The sequence below is a fragment of the Allostreptomyces psammosilenae genome (assembly GCF_013407765.1).
Classification (GTDB): Bacteria; Actinomycetota; Actinomycetes; order Streptomycetales; family Streptomycetaceae; genus Allostreptomyces; species Allostreptomyces psammosilenae.
This window is the reverse complement of the sequence record NZ_JACBZD010000001.1, coordinates 4,814,848-4,833,659: the sequence shown is the minus strand read 5'-3', so window position 1 is coordinate 4,833,659 and position 18,812 is coordinate 4,814,848. Positions and strand designations below refer to the sequence as shown.

The following is an 18,812-nucleotide window of genomic DNA, read 5'->3' as shown; positions in this document are numbered from 1 at the left end:
TGTACGGTCCGCGCACATCCAGTCACGCTGACGAACCAGACTTCGGGGTTATCCGTGAAAAAGCTCTCCGCACGACGGCGCCATCCGCTGGCGGCGTTCGTCGTCCTTCTCTTCGCGCTGGCGGCCACCGGGGGGCTGTACGCCGCGTTCGCCCCCACGGACCAGGCCGTGGCCGAGACCGCCTCCTCCACGCAGATCGAGGAAGGCAAGAAGCTGTTCGCCGTGGGCTGCTCCAGCTGCCACGGCATCAACGGCGAGGGGACCACCGACGGTCCTCCCCTGGTCGGCGTCGGTGCCGCCGCGGTCGACTTCCAGGTCGGCACCGGCCGCATGCCCGCCGAGCAGCCCGGTGCGCAGGCCCCCCGCAAGCCCGGGGAGTACAGCCAGGACGAGATCGACGCCCTGGCGGCCTACGTGGCGTCCCTCGGCGCCGGTCCCTCCATCCCGACGGAGAGCCAGTTCGACCCGGCTGGCGGCGACCTGGTCGAGGGTGGCGAGCTGTTCCGCACCAACTGCTCCCAGTGTCACAACTTCGCCGGTCAGGGCGGCGCGCTGACCGACGGCAAGTACGCGCCCTCCCTGGAGGGCGTGGACCCGAAGCACATCTACGAGGCCATGCTGACCGGCCCGCAGAACATGCCCTCCTTCCCGGACACCGTGATGCCGGAGGAGGACAAGCAGGCGATCATCTCGTTCATCACCTACACCACCGAGGAAGAGCCCAGCTACGGCGGTAACAGCCTGGGCAGCATCGGCCCGGTCTCCGAGGGCCTGTTCGCGTGGATCGTCGGTCTGGGTGGGCTGATCGCCGTCGCGATCTGGATCGCCGCCCGCACGCCGAAGGCCACCAAGTCATGAGTAGCCAGGACATGTCTGAAGAACTCCTGCCGGGCACCACGCCCGAAGGCGGGCAGGTCGCCACGGTGGTCGAGGACCCCCTCGGCGACCCGGGCCTACCGCCCCACGAACACCGTCCGACCGACGTGGACCCGCGGGCCGAGCGTCGCGCGGAGCGCCAGATCTCGCTCCTGTTCGTCCTGTCGATGCTGGCCACCATCGCCTTCATCGCGGTCTACGTGGGCGTCCCGAAGGACCGGATCGAGTACGTCTTCCCGCTGGGCGACGTGGGGCTGCAGAACCTGCTGCTCGGCGTGACGCTGGGCCTCGCCCTGTTCTTCATCGGCGCCGGCGCCGTGCACTGGGCGCGGACCCTGATGGCCGACGAGGAGTTGGTCGACGAGCGTCACCCGGCCGCGGCCGACGAGGAGACCCGCGCGGCGACCATCGCGGCCTTCCAGGTGGGCGCCAAGGAGAGCGGCATGGGCCGCCGCGGCCTGCTCCGCAACACCCTGATCGGCGCGGTGGCCCTGGTGCCGCTGTCCGGCGTGGTGCTGCTGCGCGACCTCGGCCCGCTGCCGGAGCGCAAGCTGCGCAGCACCGTCTGGGAGCCCGGCAAGCTGATCATCAGCGAGAACACCAACGAGCCGATCCGCCCGGAGGACATCATCCGCGGCTCGCTCGTCTTCGGTAAGCCGGAGGGCATCGACGGCACCGAGGAGCACCCCAACCACGAGCGGCTCAACGAGCTGGCCAAGGCCTCCATCCTGCTGGTGCGGCTGTCTCCCGAGGAGATCAAGTCGCGTCAGGAGCTGGAGTGGTCCCACGAGGGCATCGTGGCCTTCTCCAAGATCTGCACCCACGTCGGCTGCCCCGTCGGCCTGTACGAGCAGCAGACGCACCACCTGCTGTGCCCCTGTCACCAGTCGACCTTCGACCTCAGCGACGACGGTCGGGTCATCTTCGGCCCCGCCTCCCGCTCGCTGCCGCAGCTGCGGATCCAGGTGAACTCCGAGGGTTACCTGGAAGCGGCCCAGGACTTCGCCGAGCCGGTCGGCCCGAGCTTCTGGGAGCGTGGATAACCCATGAGCACCACCACCACACCCCCCGAGACCACCCCGGTGGTCCCCGAGCCGAAGACCCGCCTGGGCAAGGCCTCCCTGGCGAGCGCCGACTACGCCGACTCCCGCCTCGGGATCTACGGCGTGGCGCGGGCCAACGTCCGGAAGGTCTTCCCGGACCACTGGTCCTTCATGCTGGGCGAGATCGCCCTGTACAGCTTCATCATCCTGCTGCTGAGCGGCGTGTTCCTCACGCTGTTCTTCAAGCCGAGCATGGTGGAGGTCGTCTACGACGGCTCGTACACCCCGCTCCAGGGCATCATGATGTCGGAGGCGTACGCCTCCACCCTGGAGATCAGCTTCGACGTCCGCGGCGGTCTGCTGATCCGGCAGATCCACCACTGGGCGGCGCTGATCTTCGTCGCGGCGCTGTTCGTGCACATGTTCCGGATCTTCTTCACCGGAGCGTTCCGCAAGCCGCGTGAGATCAACTGGCTGTTCGGCTTCCTGCTGCTGATACTGGCCATGGTCAACGGCTTCACCGGCTACTCGCTGCCGGACGACCTGCTCTCCGGCACCGGTCTGCGCATCGCCGAGGGCGTCATCCTGGCCATTCCGCTGGTGGGCACCTACATCCTGTTCTTCCTCTTCGGTGGGGAGTTCCCGGGCCACGACTTCATCCCGCGGATCTTCACGATCCACGTGCTGCTGGTGCCGGCCATCATGGTGGGCCTGCTGGTCCTCCACCTGATGCTGGTCTTCTACCACAAGCACACCCAGTGGGGTGGTCCTGGCCGCACCGAGAAGAACGTGGTCGGCCTGCCGCTGGTTCCCGTCTACACCGCCAAGGCGGGCGGCTTCTTCTTCCTGGTCTTCGGCGTGCTCGTGGTGCTCAGCGGCGTCGCGACGATCAACCCGATCTGGGCCTACGGCCCCTACGCCCCGGACCAGATCACCGCCGGTTCGCAGCCCGACTGGTACATCGGCTTCCTGGAGGGCAGCCTCCGGCTGATGCCCAACTGGGAGATCGTCGCCTTCGGGCACAACCTGACGCTGAACGTCCTGGTGCCGTCGCTGGTCCTGCCCGGCATCATGTTCATGTTCATCGCGGCGTACCCGTTCATCGAGCAGTGGATCACCGGCGACAAGCGCGAGCACCACATCCTGGACCGCCCGCGCAACATGCCGGTCCGCACCGGCATCGGCGTCGCCTGGATCACCGCCTACGGCGTCCTGTGGGTCGCGGGTGGCAACGACATCCTGGCGGACCAGTTCGACCTGTCGATCAACGCGATCACCTGGACGCTCCGCTTCGGCTTCTTCATCCTGCCGGTGGTGGCGTTCATCGTGACCAAGCGGATCGCGATGGGCCTGCAGCGGCGCGACCGCGACAAGGTGCTGCACGGCCGGGAGACCGGCATCATCCGCCGCTCGCCGGACGGCGAGTACAGCGAGGTGCACGAGCAGCTCCCGCAGGCCAAGCGCTGGGAGCTCACCCAGCACGAGCAGCCGCAGCCGCTCCAGCTGGGCCCGGCCGTGGACGAGCGCGGCGTCGCCCGCAAGGTCAGCGGCGGCCAGCGCCTGCGCGCCCGGCTGAGCCGCTGGTACTTCTCGGAGGCCAGCCAGGTCCCGAAGGTCACCACGGAGGAGTACCGCCGCGCCCTGGAGCACGGGCACGGCGAGGGCGGTCACTGAACCGCCCCGGGGCCCACTGAGGCCCGGCTGATCGCCACACAGCCACACGGTTGAGGGGCCCGCCCCCGGACACGAGTCCGGGGGCGGGCCCCTCACCTTTCACCGAAGTGGCCACCGAGAACGCGGCGCCCCGTGGGCCTCGGTCCCTTCTCAGAGGGCCAACGCGGCTGACGAGGCCGGTGCGCGCGTTGTGCGACGCAACCAACGAGCGTGTGTGTGGCCCTCGTCCCCCATGCGGGAGCGATCGTGTACGGGCGTCAACAGGTTTCCCGCAGTCCCGCTCAGTCCTCCAGGAATCGGGCGCGCCCGAATGGCGCGCCTCGCGGCCCTGTCCTCGTCGTCCTCCGCGGCGGCGAGTGCGGCGTACCCCTCGTCCATCACACCCTCCACGACGACCTGTCCGCCCACCCGCAGCGGGGCCCTAGGCACCTCGGCGTCCACGGCGACCGTTATATCCGCCACCTGTCGCAGAACCTCCGCTGGCGCGTTCCCTGGCTCCAGGGCTGATCGATCATCCCCAGCTTCCCCTCCCCCTGAGTGACGCTCTTGTGCATCGTTCACGGCCCCAATATGCCTCGCTCGATGCCGCACTGCCAGCTGCATGAGGTGCAGCACCACACGCGGCAAAAACCCGCGGCCCCCCACCCGACGCGGGGTCGGGTGGGGGGCCGCGGGCGTTGGAGCGGGAGGCTGCGGGTCAGTACCGCTGGTCCTCGCCCCGGTAGTACTCGAAGACCCAGCCGAACAGGCCCAGGAAGGCGAACGGCGCGGCCAGCACCAGCACCCACCAGTCGACGGCGATGCCGAGGAAGGAGAAGGCGCCACCGAGGGCCAGGAAGAGCGGCTGCCAGCTGTGCGGGCTGAAGAAGCCCTGCTCGCCGGCGTCGTCGGACACCTCGGCGTCCTTGCGGTCGCCCGCCATGACGTCGACCCGCCGGGCGGTGAACCACAGGTAGAAGCCGACCATCAGGCACAGGCAGAACGCCAGGGTGAGCGCCACCGTGCCGACCGGCTCGACCTCACCCTCCGCCTGGTAGGCCCAGAAGGCGTAGATGCCGACCATCACGGCCAGGAAGACCGCCAGCCACAGGAAGAGCTTGCCTTGGAACCTCACGACGCCTCACTCCTTCCCGGAGCCCGTGGAGCCGCCCTCGGCGGCCTCCCCGGACCCGCCGGCCTGCGCCGGATCAGCCGACCCACCGACGGAGGCCAGTACCTTGCCCTCGTCGTGGTTCTCCAGGTAGTCCAGCGCGGCGACCTCGGGGTGGTACAGGTCGAACGCCGGCGATTCGGAGCGCACCCGCGGCAGCGAGGTGAAGTTGTGCCGCGGCGGCGGGCAGGAGGTCGTCCACTCCAGCGAACGGCCGTAGCCCCACGGGTCGTTGCCCTCCACCCGCTTGCCGTACCGCGCGGTCTTCCAGACGTTGTAGAAGAACGGCAGGATCGACGCGCCGAGCAGGAAGGAACCGATGGTGGAGATGGTGTTCAGCGTGGTGAAGCCGTCGGCGGCCAGGTAGTCCGCGTAGCGGCGCGGGAAGCCCTCGGCGCCCAGCCAGTGCTGCACCAGGAAGGTGGCGTGGAAGCCGACGAAGAGCGTCCAGAAGGTGATCTTGCCGAGGCGCTCGTCGAGCATCTTGCCGGTCCACTTCGGCCACCAGAAGTGGAAGCCGGCGAACATGGCGAACACGACGGTGCCGAAGACCACGTAGTGGAAGTGCGCCACCACGAAGTAGCTGTCCGAGACGTGGAAGTCCAGTGGCGGGGAGGCCAGCAGCACACCGGTCAGACCACCGAAGGTGAAGGTGGTCAGGAAGCCGATCGTCCACAGCATCGGCGTCTCGAAGGACAGCGAGCCCTTCCACATCGTGCCGACCCAGTTGAAGATCTTCACGCCGGTCGGGACCGCGATCAGGAACGACATGAAGGAGAAGAACGGCAGCAGCACCTGGCCGGTCGGGAACATGTGGTGCGCCCACACGGTCAGCGACAGGCCGGCGATGACGATCGTGGCGCCGACGAGGCTGCCGTAGCCGAACATCGGCTTGCGGGAGAAGACCGGCACGATCTCCGAGATGATGCCGAAGAACGGCAGCGCGATGATGTAGACCTCGGGGTGGCCGAAGAACCAGAACAGGTGCTGCCACAGCAGCGCGCCGCCGTTGGCGGCGTCGAAGATGTGGGCGCCCAGCTGGCGGTCGGTCTCCAGCGCGAACAGCGCGGCGGCCAGCACCGGGAAGGCCAGCAGCACCAGCACGCTGGTGAGCAGGACGTTCCAGGTGAAGATCGACATCCGGAACATCGTCATGCCGGGGGCGCGCATGCAGATGATCGTGGTGATGAAGTTGACCGCGCCCAGGATGGTGCCGAAGCCGGACAGGGCCAGACCCATGATCCACAGGTCACCGCCGACGCCCGGCGAGTGCACGGCGTCGGACAGCGGCGCGTAGGCGAACCAGCCGAAGCTCGCCGCACCCTGCGGGGTGAGGAAGCCGCTCACGGCGATCAGCGAGCCGAACAGGTACAGCCAGTAGGCGAACATGTTCAGGCGCGGGAAGGCCACGTCCGGGGCGCCGATCTGCAGCGGCATGATCCAGTTCGCGAACCCCGCGAAGAGCGGCGTGGCGAACATCAGCAGCATGATCGTGCCGTGCATGGTGAACGCCTGGTTGAACTGCTCGTTGGAGAGCAGTTGGGTGCCCGGGCGGGCCAGCTCGGCGCGCATGAACAGCGCCAGCAGACCACCGATGCAGAAGAACGCGAACGACGTGATCAGGTACAGGCTGCCGATCGTCTTGTGGTCGGTGGTGGTCAGCCACTTGACCACGGTGGCACCCGGCGACGTGCGCCGGCGCTCCACCGCCATCGGCACGGCGGCGGTGCCGCCGATGGGCTCATTGAGGATGCTCACTGCTCACTTCCCGAGTTTTCGTCGGCCATCGCCGGGATCGTCGCCGGGAGCGCCCCCGTCTGGCCCGCGTCCTTCAGCTCCTGGAGCTTGGCCTGGTACTCGTCCGGGGTGACCACGTGGACCTCGAAGAGCATCCGGGAGTGGTCGGTTCCGCACAGCTCGGCGCACTTGCCCTCGAACTCGCCGACGCGGTTCGGGGTGACCTCGAACTCGTTGGTGACCCCGGGGATGACGTCCATCTTGAACAGGAAGTTCGGCACCCAGAAGGAGTGGATGACGTCCCGCGAGTTCAGCACGAACCGCACGGACTCGCCCTCGGGCAGGTACAGCACCGGCTTGCCGCCCGGCGTGTCGGTGTCCCACACGCCGTCGACGCCGTCGACCTGTTCCTGGTAGTTGAAGCCCCAGCTCCACTGGTACCCGACGACCTCGATCGTGTGGTCGGGCTGGTCGGAGGTCTTCAGCAGCTCGGACTCGTCCCGGGCGGTGAAGTAGAAGAGGACCGAGATCACCATCAGGGGGACCACGGTGTACAACGCCTCGATGGGCATGTTGTAGCGGGTCTGGACCGGGATCTCCTGCTTGTGCCGGCTGCGCCGGTGGAAGATCACGGACCAGATGACGAGGCCCCAGACCACCGCGCCCACGACCAGCGCCGCGGCCCAGGATCCCTGCCAGAGCGAAAGTACCCGCGGCGCCTGCTCGGTGGCGGGGGCGGGCAAACCGAGCCTGGGCAGGTCCTCGGACGAGCAGCCGGTGGCGGTCGCGATGACGAGGCCCAGAGCCAGCGCCTGCGGCAGCTTGCGCCGCATGAAGCGCCGCGGCGATCGGTCGGAGCCGTTCGGACTCACGTAGCGCGCCTTCCCGAAGTCTCGCCCGCGATACGGCGTCCCCCGGCGTCACCGTGGAACGATTCGGCCGGGTGACCCGTTTCGCGGACAGGGTCTGATTGTTTCTGCGGGCAAACGCTACCGCAGCCCCTTCCGGCTGCTGCGGGGAGGTCCGCCCAACGCGCCGCCGCGCCCTCCGGACGGCTTCCCGCCGCCGCGCCGGCGCCCCGGAGGCCCACCCCCGGCGCCCGCGTCGGCTCCCGCCCCGGCGCCCTCGTCGCCGCGTCACCCGTTCGAGGTAGGTGGCGGGCGGCCCGAGTCGTACGGTGAGTACGTGCCCTACTTCGACGCCGCATCGACCGCCCCGCTGCACCCCGTCGCCCGCCAGGCCCTGCTGGCCGCGATCGACGAGGGGTGGGCGGATCCCGCGCGACTGTACCGGGAGGGGCGGCGCGCCCGGATGCTCCTCGACGCCGCCCGGGAGACGGTGGCCGAGGAGCTCGGCGTGCGCCGCGACGAGGTCTCCTTCACCTCCTCGGGCACCCAGGCGGTGCACACCGGGGTGCTCGGCGCGCTCGCCGGGCGGCGGCGGGCCGGGCGGCGGCTTGTCGTCTCCGCGGTGGAGCACTCCAGCGTGCTGCACGCGGCCGACACCCACGTCGCGGCGGGCGGCACGCTGACCACCGTCGCGGTGGAGCGCTCCGGCCGGGTCGCGGTGGAGGCGTTCGCGGCGGCGGTGCGCGGCGAGGCGGACCGGCCCGGTGGGGGTGAGGGTGAGCGGGAGGCGCCGGGCCCGGCGGCCCTGGCCTGCCTGCAGAGCGCCAACCACGAGGTGGGCACGGAGCAGCCCGTCGGGGAGGTGGCCGGGATCTGCCGGGAGGCCGGCGTGCCGCTGCTGGTGGACGCCGCGGTGAGCCTGGGCCGGGCGCCGGTGCCGGACGGCTGGTCGCTGCTGACCGCCAGCGCCCGCAAGTGGGGCGGCCCGTCCGGGATCGGCCTGCTGGTGGTGCGCAAGGGCACCCGCTTCGTCTCCCCGCACCCCGCGGACGAGCGGGAGGGCGGCAGGGCGCCGGGGTTCACCGACATCCCGGCGGCGGTGGCCGCCGCGGCCTCGCTGCGCGCGGTGCGGGCCGAGGCGGAGCGGGAGGGGGCGCGGCTGCGGGAGCTGGTGGACCGGATCCGGACGGCCGTCCCGCGGCTGGTGCCGCAGGTCGAGGTGGTGGGCGACCCGGTGCGCCGGGTGCCGCACATCGTCACCTTCTCCTGTCTGTACGTGGACGGCGAGGCGCTGCTGACCGAACTGGACCGGGCGCACTTCGCGGTCTCCTCCGGCTCCTCCTGCACCTCCTCCACGCTGACCCCGAGCCATGTGCTGCGGGCGATGGGGGTGCTGTCGGAGGGGAACGTGCGGGTCTCGCTGCCGGCGGGGACGGCCGAGGCCGATGTGGAGCGCTTCCTCCAGGTGCTGCCGGACGTGGTGCGGCGGGTGCGGGAGAACCTGGGCGCCCCGGTGGAGGCCGCGGTCACCGCCCCGGCGGCCCCCGCTGCCGCCCCGGCCGCCGCCGACCCCGCCGGGGTCTCCTCCCCCATCCCCGGGCCGGCGGAGGCGCCGGCTCCCGCTCCCTCCTCCCCCGCTTCCTCCCCCGCCGCCGCGGGCGTCGACCCGGACGGGGTGGTGGTCGTCGACTCGCTGGGCCGGCGCTGCCCGATCCCGGTGATCGAGCTGGCCCGGCGCATCGGGACGGTGCCGGTGGGCACCGTGCTCGCCGTGCTCTCCGACGACGAGGCGGCCCGGCTGGACGTGCCCGCCTGGTGCGAGATGCGCCGGCAGGAGTACCTGGGCGAGGAGCCGGCCGGGGCGCACGGCGCCGACCGCGGCAGCGCCTACCTGGTGCGCCGGCTCTCCTGAGCGGCGGCGCCGTCCCGCCGCGCCCAGGAGGAGGGCGCGGGCGGTCATGGCGCAGGCGGTGCCGGGCGCGCTGCCGGGCGTGGACGGCGGACGGGCGGGCAGGCTCCCCGTGGAGAGGGGAACCGGGGTGGCGGGTGTCACGTCAAAGGCGTGAATGGCGTTCAGGGGGCGTCCGCCGCAGGGCACGCCCGGCCGGCCGCGCACACCGAAACGCGCCGGTCGAACGCCGATTCGCCTCACCGCCAAGGAGGGACGGCATGTCATCCGAGGATCACGACGCGGCGACCGGGGCCGGCGCACCGGGCACGGTCGCGGTCGCGGAGCGGGCACCCGGCAGGAGCCGGGCGCGACGGCTGGCGCTGCCGCTGGGGGCGGCGGTCGCGGCCATGGTCGTCGCGGCGGTCGGGGGCGGCCTGTTCGCCTCCGGACCGGACGCCGGCGCACCGGAACCGCTGCGGCTGGCCGGGGTCTCCGCCGCCGCCGGCGCCGTGCCCGGCACCGCCGAGGGCGCGGCCCGGGACGCCGCCGGGCAGCCGGCGTCGGCGCCGTTCGAGGCCGCCGTGGAGCTGCCGGACGGCCCGGGGAGCGCGGCCGTGCACCGGCCCGCCGGCGAGGTCGACCGCGCGGACGTCGTCCGCCTGGCCGAGGCGCTGGGAGTGAGCGGCGAGCCCGCCGAGCGGGACGGCGTGTGGCGGGTCGGCGAGGAGGGCGGCGCACGGCTGGTGGTCGGCGAGGGCGGGGAGGGGCTGTGGTCCTACGACCGGGCCGGCGACCCCGCCGAGGTGGACCCGGACGGCTCCTCCCCGGACGACCCGGTGAGCGCCCCGGCCCGCCAGGGCCCCGGCGCGGGAGGCGGCTCGGAGCCGGACGCCGGCACGGACGTCGGCGCGGACGTCGGCGCGGCCCCGGCGGCGCCGCCGGACGCGGCGCTGGACGAGGACGCGGCGGAGGAACTGGTGCGCCCGGTCGTGGACGCATTGGGCGGCGCCGGGCGGATCGGACACTTCCCCGGCGGCCCCCTGCACCAAGTGACCTTCGACCCCGAGGTGGCCGGCCTGCCGACGAGCGGCTGGCAGACGGTGTTCACCCTGGACGCCGAGGGGATCGTGGCGGCCAGCGGCCAGCTGGCGGACCTCGCCGCCGGCGACGAGTACCCGGTGGTCGACGCCGAGGAGGCGCTGCGGCGGCTGAACGAGCAGCCGGTGTACACCACGTACCGGGCGCCCGACTGTCCGACGGTTCCGGAGCCCCCGGCCGGCGCCCGCGAGCCCGGCGCGGCCGAACCCGCCCTCCCCGAGCCCGCCCTGCCCGAACCGGGCGCGGCCGAACCCGCCCTCCCCGGGGACGGGGCGGCCGAGCCCGCGGTACCCGGGGACGGGGCGGCCGAGCCCGCGCCCGGCACCGACGAGCTGACCGTCGCCGAGCCGCCGAACGGCTTCACCACCCCCGGCGGGCCGGTGGAGGACCCCGGCCTGCCGACGCCCGGCGGACCGGTCGTCGAGCCGGCACCACCGGGCTGCGCCGACCTCCCCGTCCCGGAGCCGGGGGTCGTGGAGCCCGGGAACCCGGCCGGCGGCGAGGTCGCGCCGCGGGCGGTCACCGGGGCGGAGTTCGGGCTGTCCGCGCAGTGGGAGCCGTCGGGCGGGGCGGTCCTGGTGCCGTCCTGGCTGTTCACCGTCGAGGAGCCGGCCGAGGCCGGCCGGGGCGAGGCCACCGTGGCCCAGCTGGCCGTGGAGGAGGAGTTCCTGGCTCCGGCGGACGGCGGTGGCTCGGTGGTGCCCGAGGAGGGCGTGGAGATCGGCCCGGCGCCGGGTGGCGGGGAGGACTCCGAGCCGGGCGCCGCGCCGCCCGCGCCGCAGGACGTCCCGCCCGCGCCGGAGGAGGCCCCGCAGCCGCCGGTCACCTACCAGGTGGCCTCCGAGGACGCCAGGAAGCTGGAGGTCACCTTCTACGGCGGCGTCTGCTCGGTCTACTCGGCCACGGCCGAGGAGACGGCGGAGGAGGTGCGGGTGACGATCACCTCGCAGCCGGAGGAGGGCGCGGAGGTCTGCATCCTGGTGGCCGAGGAGCAGTCCGTCACCGTCGAGCTGGACGCCCCGCTGGGTGACCGGACCGTCGTCGACGCCGCGACCGGCGGGGAGATCGCGCCGGCCGGCCGGTGACGCCCCCAGGCCGCGTGGCGGCGGGTTGAGGGGCACGCCGCCACGCCAACGGGCCCGGTTCCCCGACCGCGAGGTCGTGGAACCGGGCCCGGTTCGCGTGCGCGCGCTGACCGCCGCCGCCCCGGCCCGTGGGCGGGCCGGGGGGGTGGATCAGTGGAAGGAGTCGCCGCAGGCGCAGGAGCCGGAGGCGTTGGGGTTGTCGATGGTGAAGCCCTGCTTCTCGATGGTGTCGACGAAGTCGATCGTCGCGCCCATGAGGTAGGGAGCGCTCATCCGGTCGGTCACCACGCTCACGCCGCCGAAGTCGGCGGAGACGTCCCCGTCGAGCGAGCGCTCGTCGAAGAAGAGCTGGTACCGCAGACCGGAGCAGCCACCGGGCTGGACCGCGACCCGCAGGGCCAGGTCCTCGCGCCCCTCCTGCTCCAGCAGCGCCTTCACCTTGGCCGAGGCGGCGTCGGTCAGGATGACCCCGCTCTGCGCGACGGTTTCTTCCTGGACGGTCATCTGCAAACTCCCGGGTCTTGACGACTTCAGCAACCGGCTTCAACCGGCGCTTCCCCGAATGTATTCCGGGTGGCTGTCCGGCCTTTCCCATGCTCGCATATCACGGCGGGAACGGAACGGCCCGGCGGCGCGGAGGGACCGAAACCACATGACAGCCGCGCCGGGGCGACCCCAGGATGCCCCCATGCGCATACGCCCCCTCACCCCTTCCGACCAGGACGTCACGGCCGCCGACGCTCTGGCCGAACGTTCCTTCGCGGCCCTGTTCGCGTCCATGGGGCGCCCGCCGGCCCCGGAGCGGCCGGACGAGGAGGCGTCCCTCGCCCGGGCCCGCTACCGCCACCTGATCACCACGGATCCCGGTGGCGCCTGGGCCGCCGAGGACTCCGCCGGGGCGCTGCTCGGGCTGTGCCTGGCGACCCTCCGCGACGGCCTGTGGGGGCTGTCCCTGCTGGTGGTGGATCCCGCGAGCCAGTCGCGCGGGGTGGGGCGGGCGCTGCTGGAGCGGGCGCTCGGCCACGGCGCGGAACCGGGCGCCGGGGGCGGGGCGGCCGGGCGCCCGCTCCCCGGCCTGATCATCTCCTCGGCGGACCCGCGGGCGGCCCGGCGCTACCACTCGGCCGGCTTCGCCCTGGCGGCGACGACCCGGTTCGCCGGCCCGGTGGACCGCACCCGGCTGCCGGCCCGGCCGGAGGCGCCGGTGCGCGAGGGCGGCGCCGGCGACCTGGGCCTGGTGGAACGGGTCGACCTGGCCGCCCGGGGGCACCGTCGCGGGCGGGACCCGGAGGTGCTGCTGCGCGGCGCCGCCCTGGTGGTCACCGACGGCCCGGCCGGCAGCGGCTACGCCCTCCGCCGGGCGGGGCGGATCCTGGGCGCCGCCGGCACCACCCCGGTGGCGGCGCGGGCGGTGCTGACCGAGGCGCTGGCCGGGGTTCCGGAGGGCACCGACGCGGCGGTGAACTTCGTCGCGGGCGAGCAGGCGTGGGCGGTGGACGTCTGCCTGGGGCTGCGTCTGGTGCCGCGCGCCGAGGGCTGGTTGGCCACCCGCGGCTTCGCCTTCCCCGGGGCCTACCTGCCGAACGGCTCCTACCTGTGACGCTCCGCGACGGGCGGGCCGCCCGCGGCGGGCACGTGAGTCGCGCCACAACGAGGGGGTTTGGCATTCGTCACAGTGACGTTAACGGGTTACCATTAGTTAACGTCACTTGGACGAAAAGGATGCCGCCGTGACCATCACCTCGCAACTGGACCTCATGCCGGGGGTCGAACCGTCAGCCACCGCGCTGCTGCTCCTCGGCCGCGGTTCCGACCCGCGCAGCGAGCGGGGCGTGGAGTGCCCCGGCGACCTGCCCGCGCCCTCCGACCCGGACCTGGTGGAGCGCGCCCGGGCCGCGAAGGAACGTCTCGGCAGCAGGGTCTTCGTCCTCGGCCACCACTACCAGCGCGACGAGGTGATCCAGTTCGCCGACGTCACCGGGGACTCCTTCAAGCTCTCGCGTGACGCCGCCGCCCGCCCGGAGGCCGAGTTCATCGTCTTCTGCGGCGTGCACTTCATGGCCGAGAGCGCGGACATCCTGACCTCCGACGCGCAGACCGTGGTGCTCCCGGACCTCGCGGCCGGCTGTTCGATGGCCGACATGGCCACGGCGGAGCAGGTGGCCGAGTGCTGGGACGTCCTCACCGAGGCCGGCGTGGCCGACACCACCGTCCCGGTGTCGTACATGAACTCCTCCGCCGACATCAAGGCCTTCACCGGCCGCCACGGCGGCACCATCTGCACCTCCTCCAACGCCGAGCGCGCCCTGCGCTGGGCCTTCGAGCAGGGCGAGAAGGTGCTCTTCCTGCCGGACCAGCACCTCGGCCGCAACACCGCCGTGCGGCTGCTCGGCATGTCGCTGGAGGACTGCGTGGTCTACAACCCGCACAAGCCGGGCGGCGGGGTGAGCGTCGAGGAGCTGCGGGCGGCCAAGATGATCCTGTGGCGCGGGCACTGCTCCGTGCACGGCCGCTTCTCGCTGGACTCCGTGGAGGACGTGCGCGCCCGCGTCCCCGGGGTGAACGTGCTGGTGCACCCGGAGTGCAAGCACGAGGTGGTGGCCGCCGCCGACTACGTGGGCTCCACCGAGTACATCATCAACAAGCTCGAGGAGGCCCCCGCCGACTCCAAGTGGGCCATCGGCACCGAGCTGAACCTGGTGCGGCGGCTCGCCGGCCGCTTCCCCGACAAGGAGATCGTCTTCCTCGACCGGACGGTCTGCTTCTGCTCCACGATGAACCGCATCGACCTCCCCCACCTGGTGTGGACCCTGGAGTCGCTGGCCGACGGCAAGGTCGTCAACCGCATCCAGGTCGACAAGGAGACCGAGCACTGGGCCAAGGCCGCCCTGGAGCGCATGCTCGCCCTCCCGTAACCCCACCCCGGCCCCCCGAGCCACCCCCGCGGGCCGGCGCCCCCGACGGCGCCGGCCCGCGGGCGTTCAGGCGACTTCTCGTCGGGGCACGAACGAGACGTCGAGGTCCGCGTCGAGCGCGACCGCCAGCCTCTCCAGCAGGTCCAGTGTGGGCGTCGTGCCCCCGGCCTCCATCCGGGAGACGGCCGACTGGGTCATTCCCGCCCGCCGGGCGAGTTGGCTCTGCGTGAGTCCGAGTTCCCGCCGGCGGTCGCGCACCCCGCGCCCCAGCGCGTACGCGCGCCGCGCGGCGGAGTACCCCTCGGCGGTCCGATCGGGTTCCCTCATCCGAGCGTGGGAGCTCATCCGCGCACCCTCCTGGAGAAACGTTCGTATGTGACGTGAGCGGGGTCGCGCTCCGCTTCGCAGACCTTCTGCGCCTGATGCGCGCGGTCCACCTCCACCGCCTCCACTCCGCGGGTCTTGCCGAACACGGTCAGGAGGACGATCCGACGCCCCGATGCGAGCCAGTAGGTGACGCGAACACGGCGCCGCGCCAGGTGGAACCGCTGCAGATCGCTGGTCCAGAGCATCGCTCGTTCGCCGTTTCCTCACCCGGACGGGCTACAGGCCCGGGGCGCCCCAGAGGGGGAACCAGCGGGTCAGGTCGTCCTCCAGGCGCAGGTCGTCCGTGATCAGGCTCCGCACCTGGAGTTCCAGGGCGTTGTCGCGCCGGTGCGTGGGGGCGGGCAGCGGCGCGAAGGGGTAGAAGGTACCGCGCTTGTAGAGGTACACCAGCGCCAGGCGGCGGCCGGAGTCGTCGGTGAAGCCCACCAGCGAGCAGAGCAGGTGCGGTCCGAAGCCGCCGTCCTGCAGCGCGGTGTTCACCGCGTGGACGTCGTTGACCAGCGCCGGCAGGCCCTCGGAGCCGGGCTCCTGGCGGAGCAGCAGCCAGGTGTAGCCGTAGTCGTCCCGGCTGATCTCCACCGGCAGGCCGCCGGCCGGGCCGACGTCGGCGTCCAGCAGCGCGCGCAGGTCCTGCTGCACCTGGAGGAAGGCGGCGCCCTCGGTGGAGGCGTAGGCCACCGAGCCGAGGCCGGTCGCCCGCATGCCGAGGGCGGCCTCCAGGGTCACCGCCGCCGAGGGCAGGCCGAAGAGCTGGTCGAGGTCGGGCCGGGCCGGCTTGCTGCGGCCGAGGAGTACGTCCAGCCATCCCATGCGCGTGTCCCGTATCTCAGTAGCGGCTCTCAGTAGCGGCTCTCAGTAGCGGCTCTCAGTAGCGGCCGAGCTCCCGGGAGATCCGGCCGAGCTGGTCCAGGCGCTGCGGCAGCGGCGGGTGCGTGGAGAAGAGCGTGGCCAGCCCCTGGCCGCCGGAGACGGCGGGCGTGAAGAAAAAGGCGTTGAACGGCTCGGCCTGGCGCAGGTCCCGCGTCGGGATCCGGGCCATCTGCCCGCTGATCTTGGTCAGTGCCGCCGCCAGGGTGGAGGGCTTCCCGGTGAGCAGCGCGGCCGAGCGGTCGGCGGACAGCTCGCGGTACCGGGAGAGCGCCCGGATGAGCAGGAAGCTGATCGCGTAGACCACCGTGGAGACCAGCGTGACCAGGAGCAGCACCGCGCCGGTGTTGCTGTCCCGGTCCCGGCTGAACCCGCCGAACATGCCGATCCGCAGGCCCACCTGGGTCAGCAGCCCGGCCAGCACGCCGAGGAACGACGCGACCGTCATCACCGCCACGTCGCGGTGCGCCACGTGCGACAGCTCGTGCGCCAGCACGCTCTCCAGCTCCTCCGGTTCCAGGCGGCGCAGGATGCCGGAGGTGGCGCAGACCACCGCCCGCCGGCTGTTGCGGCCGGTGGCGAAGGCGTTGGGCATGTCCGTGTCGGCGATCGCCACCCGGGGCTTGGGCATGTCCGCCAAGGCGCACAGCCGGTCCACGATGGCGTGCAGCTGCGGGGCCTGTTCCGGGGTGACCTCGCGGGCGTGCATGGAGAACAGCGCGATGCGGTCGGAGAAGAAGTACTGGACGAACAGCAGCCCACCCGCGATCACCAGCGCCAGCGGCCAGGCGTCCCGGAGGACCACCACCAGCACGGCGACGAAGACCACGTAGACCAGCCCGAGCAGGAACATCGTCAGGACCATGCGCGAGGTCAGCCCGCGGTCGGGTGCGAATCGGTTTCTCGCCATGGGGCTGCCCTCCGCCGTGTCCGAAGTCGGATGCCCTGACTACCTCCACGTTACGGGAGCATTCGGACAAAGTTCCTATACGGCGTGTATGGCGGGGGTGGGTACGGGGGCGGGGTGGCCGGCCGCCCCTGGGGCACGTCAGGGCGGGCCCCGGCGAATATCCGGGACCTCTCGGGGGCCGGTCTCCTCCCTGAGGTGGAGCGCGGCCCGGCTCAGCCGCCGCCCCGGATCAGCCGCCTTCCGCGATCAGCCCGTCCTCGCTCAGCATCTCGCGCACCTCGTCGAGGGTGGCGTCCTCGGCGGGCAGCACCAGCTCCGACGACTCCAGCGACTCCGGGGGCAGCGCCCTCCCGGACTGCCGGGCGGCGGCCAGCAGTGCGCTGAGCGTCGCGCGGAAGTCCGCCTCGTCGCCCTGCCGCACCGCGCCCAGCAGGTGGTCGTCGAGCTCGTCGAGCAGCTTCAGGCTCTCCGGGGGCAGGTCGAACTGCCCCTCGCCCATGATCCTGACGATCACGTGGCCTGCACCTTCCTCCGTGACGCCGTGGCGCGGCAGCACCACGGCCGGGTAGCGCGCTTCCTGCCGCGCGGCCCGGGGAACGGGCGGGCACCGGCCCGCGGCGCCCCACGGCCTCCGCGGCACGGACTACTTCTGGTAGCGAGGCGGCTGCTGTTCCTGCTGCCCCTGCTGAGCGGCCTGCTGCCCGGCGGCGCCGCTGCCCTGCTCCAGCGCCTGGGGCGCCGGGCCGCCGGAGATCTCGGCCTTCATCCGCTGCAGCTCCAGCTCCACGTCGGACGTGCCGGAGAGCCGCTCCAGCTCGGCCGTGAGGTCGTCCTTGCTGGTGCCGGTGGCGTCCTCCAAGGCCCCGGAGGCCAGCAGCTCGTCGATCGCGCCGGCGCGGGCCTGGAGCTGCGCCGTGCGGTCCTCGGCGCGCTGCACCGCCAGGCCGACGTCGCTCATCTCCTCGGAGATGCCGGAGAACGCCTCGCCGATCCGGGTCTGCGCCTCGGCGGCGGAGTACTGGGCCTTGATGGTCTCCTTCCGGGTGCGGAAGGCGTCGACCTTGGCCTGGAGGCGCTGGGAGGCCAGCGTGAGCTTCTCCTCCTCGCCCTGCAGGGTCTGGTACTGCACCGTGAGGTCCTCGACCTGCCGCTGCACGGCCTGCCGGCGGGTGAGCGCCTCCCGGGCCAGGTCCTCCCGGCCGAGCGACAGCGCCTTGCGGCCCTGGTCCTCCAGCTTCTTCGACTGCGCCTGGAGCTGCTGGAGCTGCAGCTCCAGGCGCTTGCGGGAGGTGGCCACGTCGGCGACGCCGCGGCGCACCTTCTGCAGCAGCTCCAACTGCTTCTGGTAGGAGTAGTCGAGGGTCTCGCGCGGGTCCTCGGCCCGGTCCAGGGCCTTGTTCGCCTTCGCGCGGAAGATCATCCCCATCCGCTTCATGACACCGCTCATGGGCCTCGCGCGCCCCCTTCTCGAAAAGACAGGCAAGGACTGACAGGACAGCTGGCTGCACCGCCGGTGAGTTCCAGCGTACGTTCCCGGGCACCCGCACCGCAGGGGGTGGAACGGCCCGGCGCGGCCCGCTCCGGCGGCTTCCCGGGATCACCCCTGGGACGCCCCCGGGTGGTTCCGGGATGATCCCCGGATAGATCCCGGGGGAATCGTCGGGCGGCGTCCGGGGCGGTCGGCCCTGGGACCGCGCGCGCCGACGACGTACGCTGTGCAGCGTGTTCCGACGTCGTTCCAAGAACGCGCCCGGCGATGTGGCCCCCGTCCCCTCCGTGAGCGCAGAGCAGTCCCGTGACCCCCAGGCCAAGAAGGGTCGCCCCACGCCCAAGCGCAGCGAGGCCGAGGCCAGGCGGCGCACCACCGTGCGGGCGCCGAAGGATCGCAAGGAGGCGGCCCGCCAGGCCAGGGAGCGGCTGCGGGCCGAGCGGGAGCGGCAGCGCCAGGCGCTGCTGAACGGGGACGAGGCGTACCTGCCGCCGCGCGACGCCGGACCGGTCCGGCGCTTCGTGCGGGACTACGTGGACTCCCGCTTCTACCTGGCGGAGTTCTTCCTGCCCATCGCCGTGGCCTTCATGATCCTGAGCTTCATCCCGGACATGACGGTGCGCACCACCGTGATGTACGTGTGGCTGCTGGCGATCATCCTGATCGTGCTGGACTTCTTCCGGCTGGGCGTCACGCTCCGCGGCACGCTGCGCAACCGGTTCCCGGACGCCGACACCCGCGGCGCGGTCTGGTACGCCGTGACGCGCTCCATGCAGATGCGCCGGCTGCGCCTGCCCAAGGCGATGGTCAAGCGGGGCGAGCGGCCCTGACCCGCACGCTCC

At 72.4% G+C, this 18,812-nt stretch carries 18 protein-coding genes; 8 read left to right on the top strand and 10 right to left on the bottom strand.

Annotation, left to right across the window (positions count from 1 at the left end):
- The first annotated feature begins 54 nt into the window (after window positions 1–54).
- Genes qcrC through qcrB form a run of 3 tightly spaced genes read left to right on the top strand, consistent with a single transcriptional unit; the run spans window position 55 to window position 3,593 of the window.
- Window positions 55–858, top strand: coding sequence for a cytochrome bc1 complex diheme cytochrome c subunit (gene qcrC / locus FHU37_RS20025; RefSeq protein ID WP_179815516.1), 804 nt, complete (start codon window positions 55–57; stop codon window positions 856–858).
- Window positions 855–1,919, top strand: coding sequence for a cytochrome bc1 complex Rieske iron-sulfur subunit (gene qcrA / locus FHU37_RS20020; protein ID WP_179815515.1), 1,065 nt, complete (start codon window positions 855–857; stop codon window positions 1,917–1,919). The genes qcrC and qcrA overlap by 4 nt, the downstream gene beginning before the upstream one ends.
- Window positions 1,920–1,922: 3 nt before the next feature.
- Window positions 1,923–3,593, top strand: a complete 1,671-nt coding sequence (gene qcrB / locus FHU37_RS20015) for a cytochrome bc1 complex cytochrome b subunit (RefSeq protein WP_179815514.1) — start codon at window positions 1,923–1,925, stop codon at window positions 3,591–3,593.
- A 697-nt stretch (window positions 3,594–4,290) separates the two neighbouring features.
- On the opposite strand, the gene FHU37_RS20010 is transcribed toward qcrB, so the two are convergent.
- Genes FHU37_RS20010 through ctaC form a run of 3 tightly spaced genes read right to left on the bottom strand, consistent with a single transcriptional unit; the run spans window position 4,291 to window position 7,352 of the window.
- Window positions 4,291–4,707 carry a cytochrome c oxidase subunit 4 gene (locus tag FHU37_RS20010; protein WP_179815513.1) on the bottom strand — a complete coding sequence of 139 codons (417 nt, stop codon included), beginning with the start codon at window positions 4,705–4,707 and terminating at the stop codon, window positions 4,291–4,293.
- Window positions 4,708–4,713: 6 nt separating this feature from the next.
- Complete coding sequence (ctaD, locus tag FHU37_RS20005; protein ID WP_376773972.1) at window positions 4,714–6,501, bottom strand: aa3-type cytochrome oxidase subunit I; 1,788 nt, start codon at window positions 6,499–6,501, stop codon at window positions 4,714–4,716.
- Complete coding sequence (gene ctaC, locus FHU37_RS20000) at window positions 6,498–7,352, bottom strand: aa3-type cytochrome oxidase subunit II (RefSeq protein WP_179815512.1); 855 nt, start codon at window positions 7,350–7,352, stop codon at window positions 6,498–6,500. Before ctaC ends, ctaD begins: the two co-directional genes overlap by 4 nt.
- A 313-nt stretch (window positions 7,353–7,665) precedes the next feature.
- Here ctaC and FHU37_RS19995 point away from each other — a divergent pair, with 313 nt between their 5' ends.
- The gene (locus FHU37_RS19995; RefSeq protein ID WP_179815511.1) at window positions 7,666–9,240 is read left to right on the top strand and encodes a cysteine desulfurase/sulfurtransferase TusA family protein; all 1,575 of its coding nucleotides are present in this window, start codon (window positions 7,666–7,668) and stop codon (window positions 9,238–9,240) included.
- A 257-nt stretch (window positions 9,241–9,497) separates the two neighbouring features.
- A complete protein-coding gene (locus FHU37_RS29095) occupies window positions 9,498–11,402 on the top strand; it encodes a hypothetical protein (protein ID WP_179815510.1) in 1,905 nt (634 codons plus the stop codon).
- Window positions 11,403–11,552: 150 nt separating this feature from the next.
- On the opposite strand, the gene FHU37_RS19985 is transcribed toward FHU37_RS29095, so the two are convergent.
- Entirely contained in the window at window positions 11,553–11,906 is a 354-nt protein-coding gene (locus tag FHU37_RS19985) for a HesB/IscA family protein (RefSeq protein ID WP_179815509.1), read from the bottom strand.
- Between the two features lie 184 nt (window positions 11,907–12,090).
- Between FHU37_RS19985 and FHU37_RS19980 the strand changes: the two genes are divergently transcribed.
- Both FHU37_RS19980 and nadA read left to right on the top strand, forming a co-directional pair.
- Window positions 12,091–13,002, top strand: a complete 912-nt coding sequence (locus FHU37_RS19980; protein WP_179815508.1) for a GNAT family N-acetyltransferase — start codon at window positions 12,091–12,093, stop codon at window positions 13,000–13,002.
- Window positions 13,003–13,159: 157 nt separating this feature from the next.
- Window positions 13,160–14,317 (top strand): quinolinate synthase NadA, encoded by a 1,158-nt coding sequence (gene nadA / locus FHU37_RS19975; RefSeq protein ID WP_179816411.1) that lies wholly within the window; start codon window positions 13,160–13,162, stop codon window positions 14,315–14,317.
- A gap of 66 nt (window positions 14,318–14,383) precedes the next feature.
- On the opposite strand, the gene FHU37_RS19970 is transcribed toward nadA, so the two are convergent.
- From FHU37_RS19970 to FHU37_RS19945, 6 genes are all read right to left on the bottom strand, one after another.
- Window positions 14,384–14,662, bottom strand: a complete 279-nt coding sequence (locus FHU37_RS19970; protein ID WP_179815507.1) for a helix-turn-helix domain-containing protein — start codon at window positions 14,660–14,662, stop codon at window positions 14,384–14,386.
- Window positions 14,659–14,889 carry a hypothetical protein gene (locus tag FHU37_RS19965; RefSeq protein WP_312892681.1) on the bottom strand — a complete coding sequence of 77 codons (231 nt, stop codon included), beginning with the start codon at window positions 14,887–14,889 and terminating at the stop codon, window positions 14,659–14,661. Before FHU37_RS19965 ends, FHU37_RS19970 begins: the two co-directional genes overlap by 4 nt.
- Before the next feature lie 31 nt (window positions 14,890–14,920).
- Window positions 14,921–15,514: a PspA-associated protein PspAB gene (pspAB, locus tag FHU37_RS19960; RefSeq protein ID WP_179815506.1), complete on the bottom strand. Its 594-nt coding sequence runs from the start codon at window positions 15,512–15,514 to the stop codon at window positions 14,921–14,923.
- A 55-nt stretch (window positions 15,515–15,569) separates the two neighbouring features.
- Window positions 15,570–16,481, bottom strand: coding sequence for a zinc metalloprotease HtpX (gene htpX, locus FHU37_RS19955; RefSeq protein ID WP_179815505.1), 912 nt, complete (start codon window positions 16,479–16,481; stop codon window positions 15,570–15,572).
- 229 nt (window positions 16,482–16,710) lie between these two features.
- Window positions 16,711–16,995, bottom strand: coding sequence for a PspA-associated protein PspAA (gene pspAA, locus FHU37_RS19950; protein ID WP_179815504.1), 285 nt, complete (start codon window positions 16,993–16,995; stop codon window positions 16,711–16,713).
- A 129-nt stretch (window positions 16,996–17,124) separates the two neighbouring features.
- Entirely contained in the window at window positions 17,125–17,928 is an 804-nt protein-coding gene (locus tag FHU37_RS19945) for a PspA/IM30 family protein (RefSeq protein ID WP_179815503.1), read from the bottom strand.
- Window positions 17,929–18,257: 329 nt separating this feature from the next.
- Between FHU37_RS19945 and FHU37_RS19940 the strand changes: the two genes are divergently transcribed.
- Window positions 18,258–18,800 carry a DUF3043 domain-containing protein gene (locus FHU37_RS19940; protein ID WP_312892680.1) on the top strand — a complete coding sequence of 181 codons (543 nt, stop codon included), beginning with the start codon at window positions 18,258–18,260 and terminating at the stop codon, window positions 18,798–18,800.
- The last annotated feature ends 12 nt before the right edge of the window (window positions 18,801–18,812 follow it).

Coding starts and splice junctions, on each gene's coding strand:
- qcrA (WP_179815515.1), top strand. CDS start 855: ATGAGTAGCCAGGACATGTCTGAAGAACTCCTGCCGGGCACCACGCCC.
- qcrB (WP_179815514.1), top strand. CDS start 1,923: ATGAGCACCACCACCACACCCCCCGAGACCACCCCGGTGGTCCCCGAG.
- FHU37_RS29095 (WP_179815510.1), top strand. CDS start 9,498: ATGTCATCCGAGGATCACGACGCGGCGACCGGGGCCGGCGCACCGGGC.
- FHU37_RS19985 (WP_179815509.1), bottom strand. CDS start 11,906: ATGACCGTCCAGGAAGAAACCGTCGCGCAGAGCGGGGTCATCCTGACC.
- FHU37_RS19980 (WP_179815508.1), top strand. CDS start 12,091: ATGCGCATACGCCCCCTCACCCCTTCCGACCAGGACGTCACGGCCGCC.
- nadA (WP_179816411.1), top strand. CDS start 13,160: ATGCCGGGGGTCGAACCGTCAGCCACCGCGCTGCTGCTCCTCGGCCGC.
- FHU37_RS19970 (WP_179815507.1), bottom strand. CDS start 14,662: ATGAGCTCCCACGCTCGGATGAGGGAACCCGATCGGACCGCCGAGGGG.
- FHU37_RS19965 (WP_312892681.1), bottom strand. CDS start 14,889: ATGCTCTGGACCAGCGATCTGCAGCGGTTCCACCTGGCGCGGCGCCGT.
- pspAB (WP_179815506.1), bottom strand. CDS start 15,514: ATGGGATGGCTGGACGTACTCCTCGGCCGCAGCAAGCCGGCCCGGCCC.
- htpX (WP_179815505.1), bottom strand. CDS start 16,481: ATGGCGAGAAACCGATTCGCACCCGACCGCGGGCTGACCTCGCGCATG.
- FHU37_RS19945 (WP_179815503.1), bottom strand. CDS start 17,928: ATGAGCGGTGTCATGAAGCGGATGGGGATGATCTTCCGCGCGAAGGCG.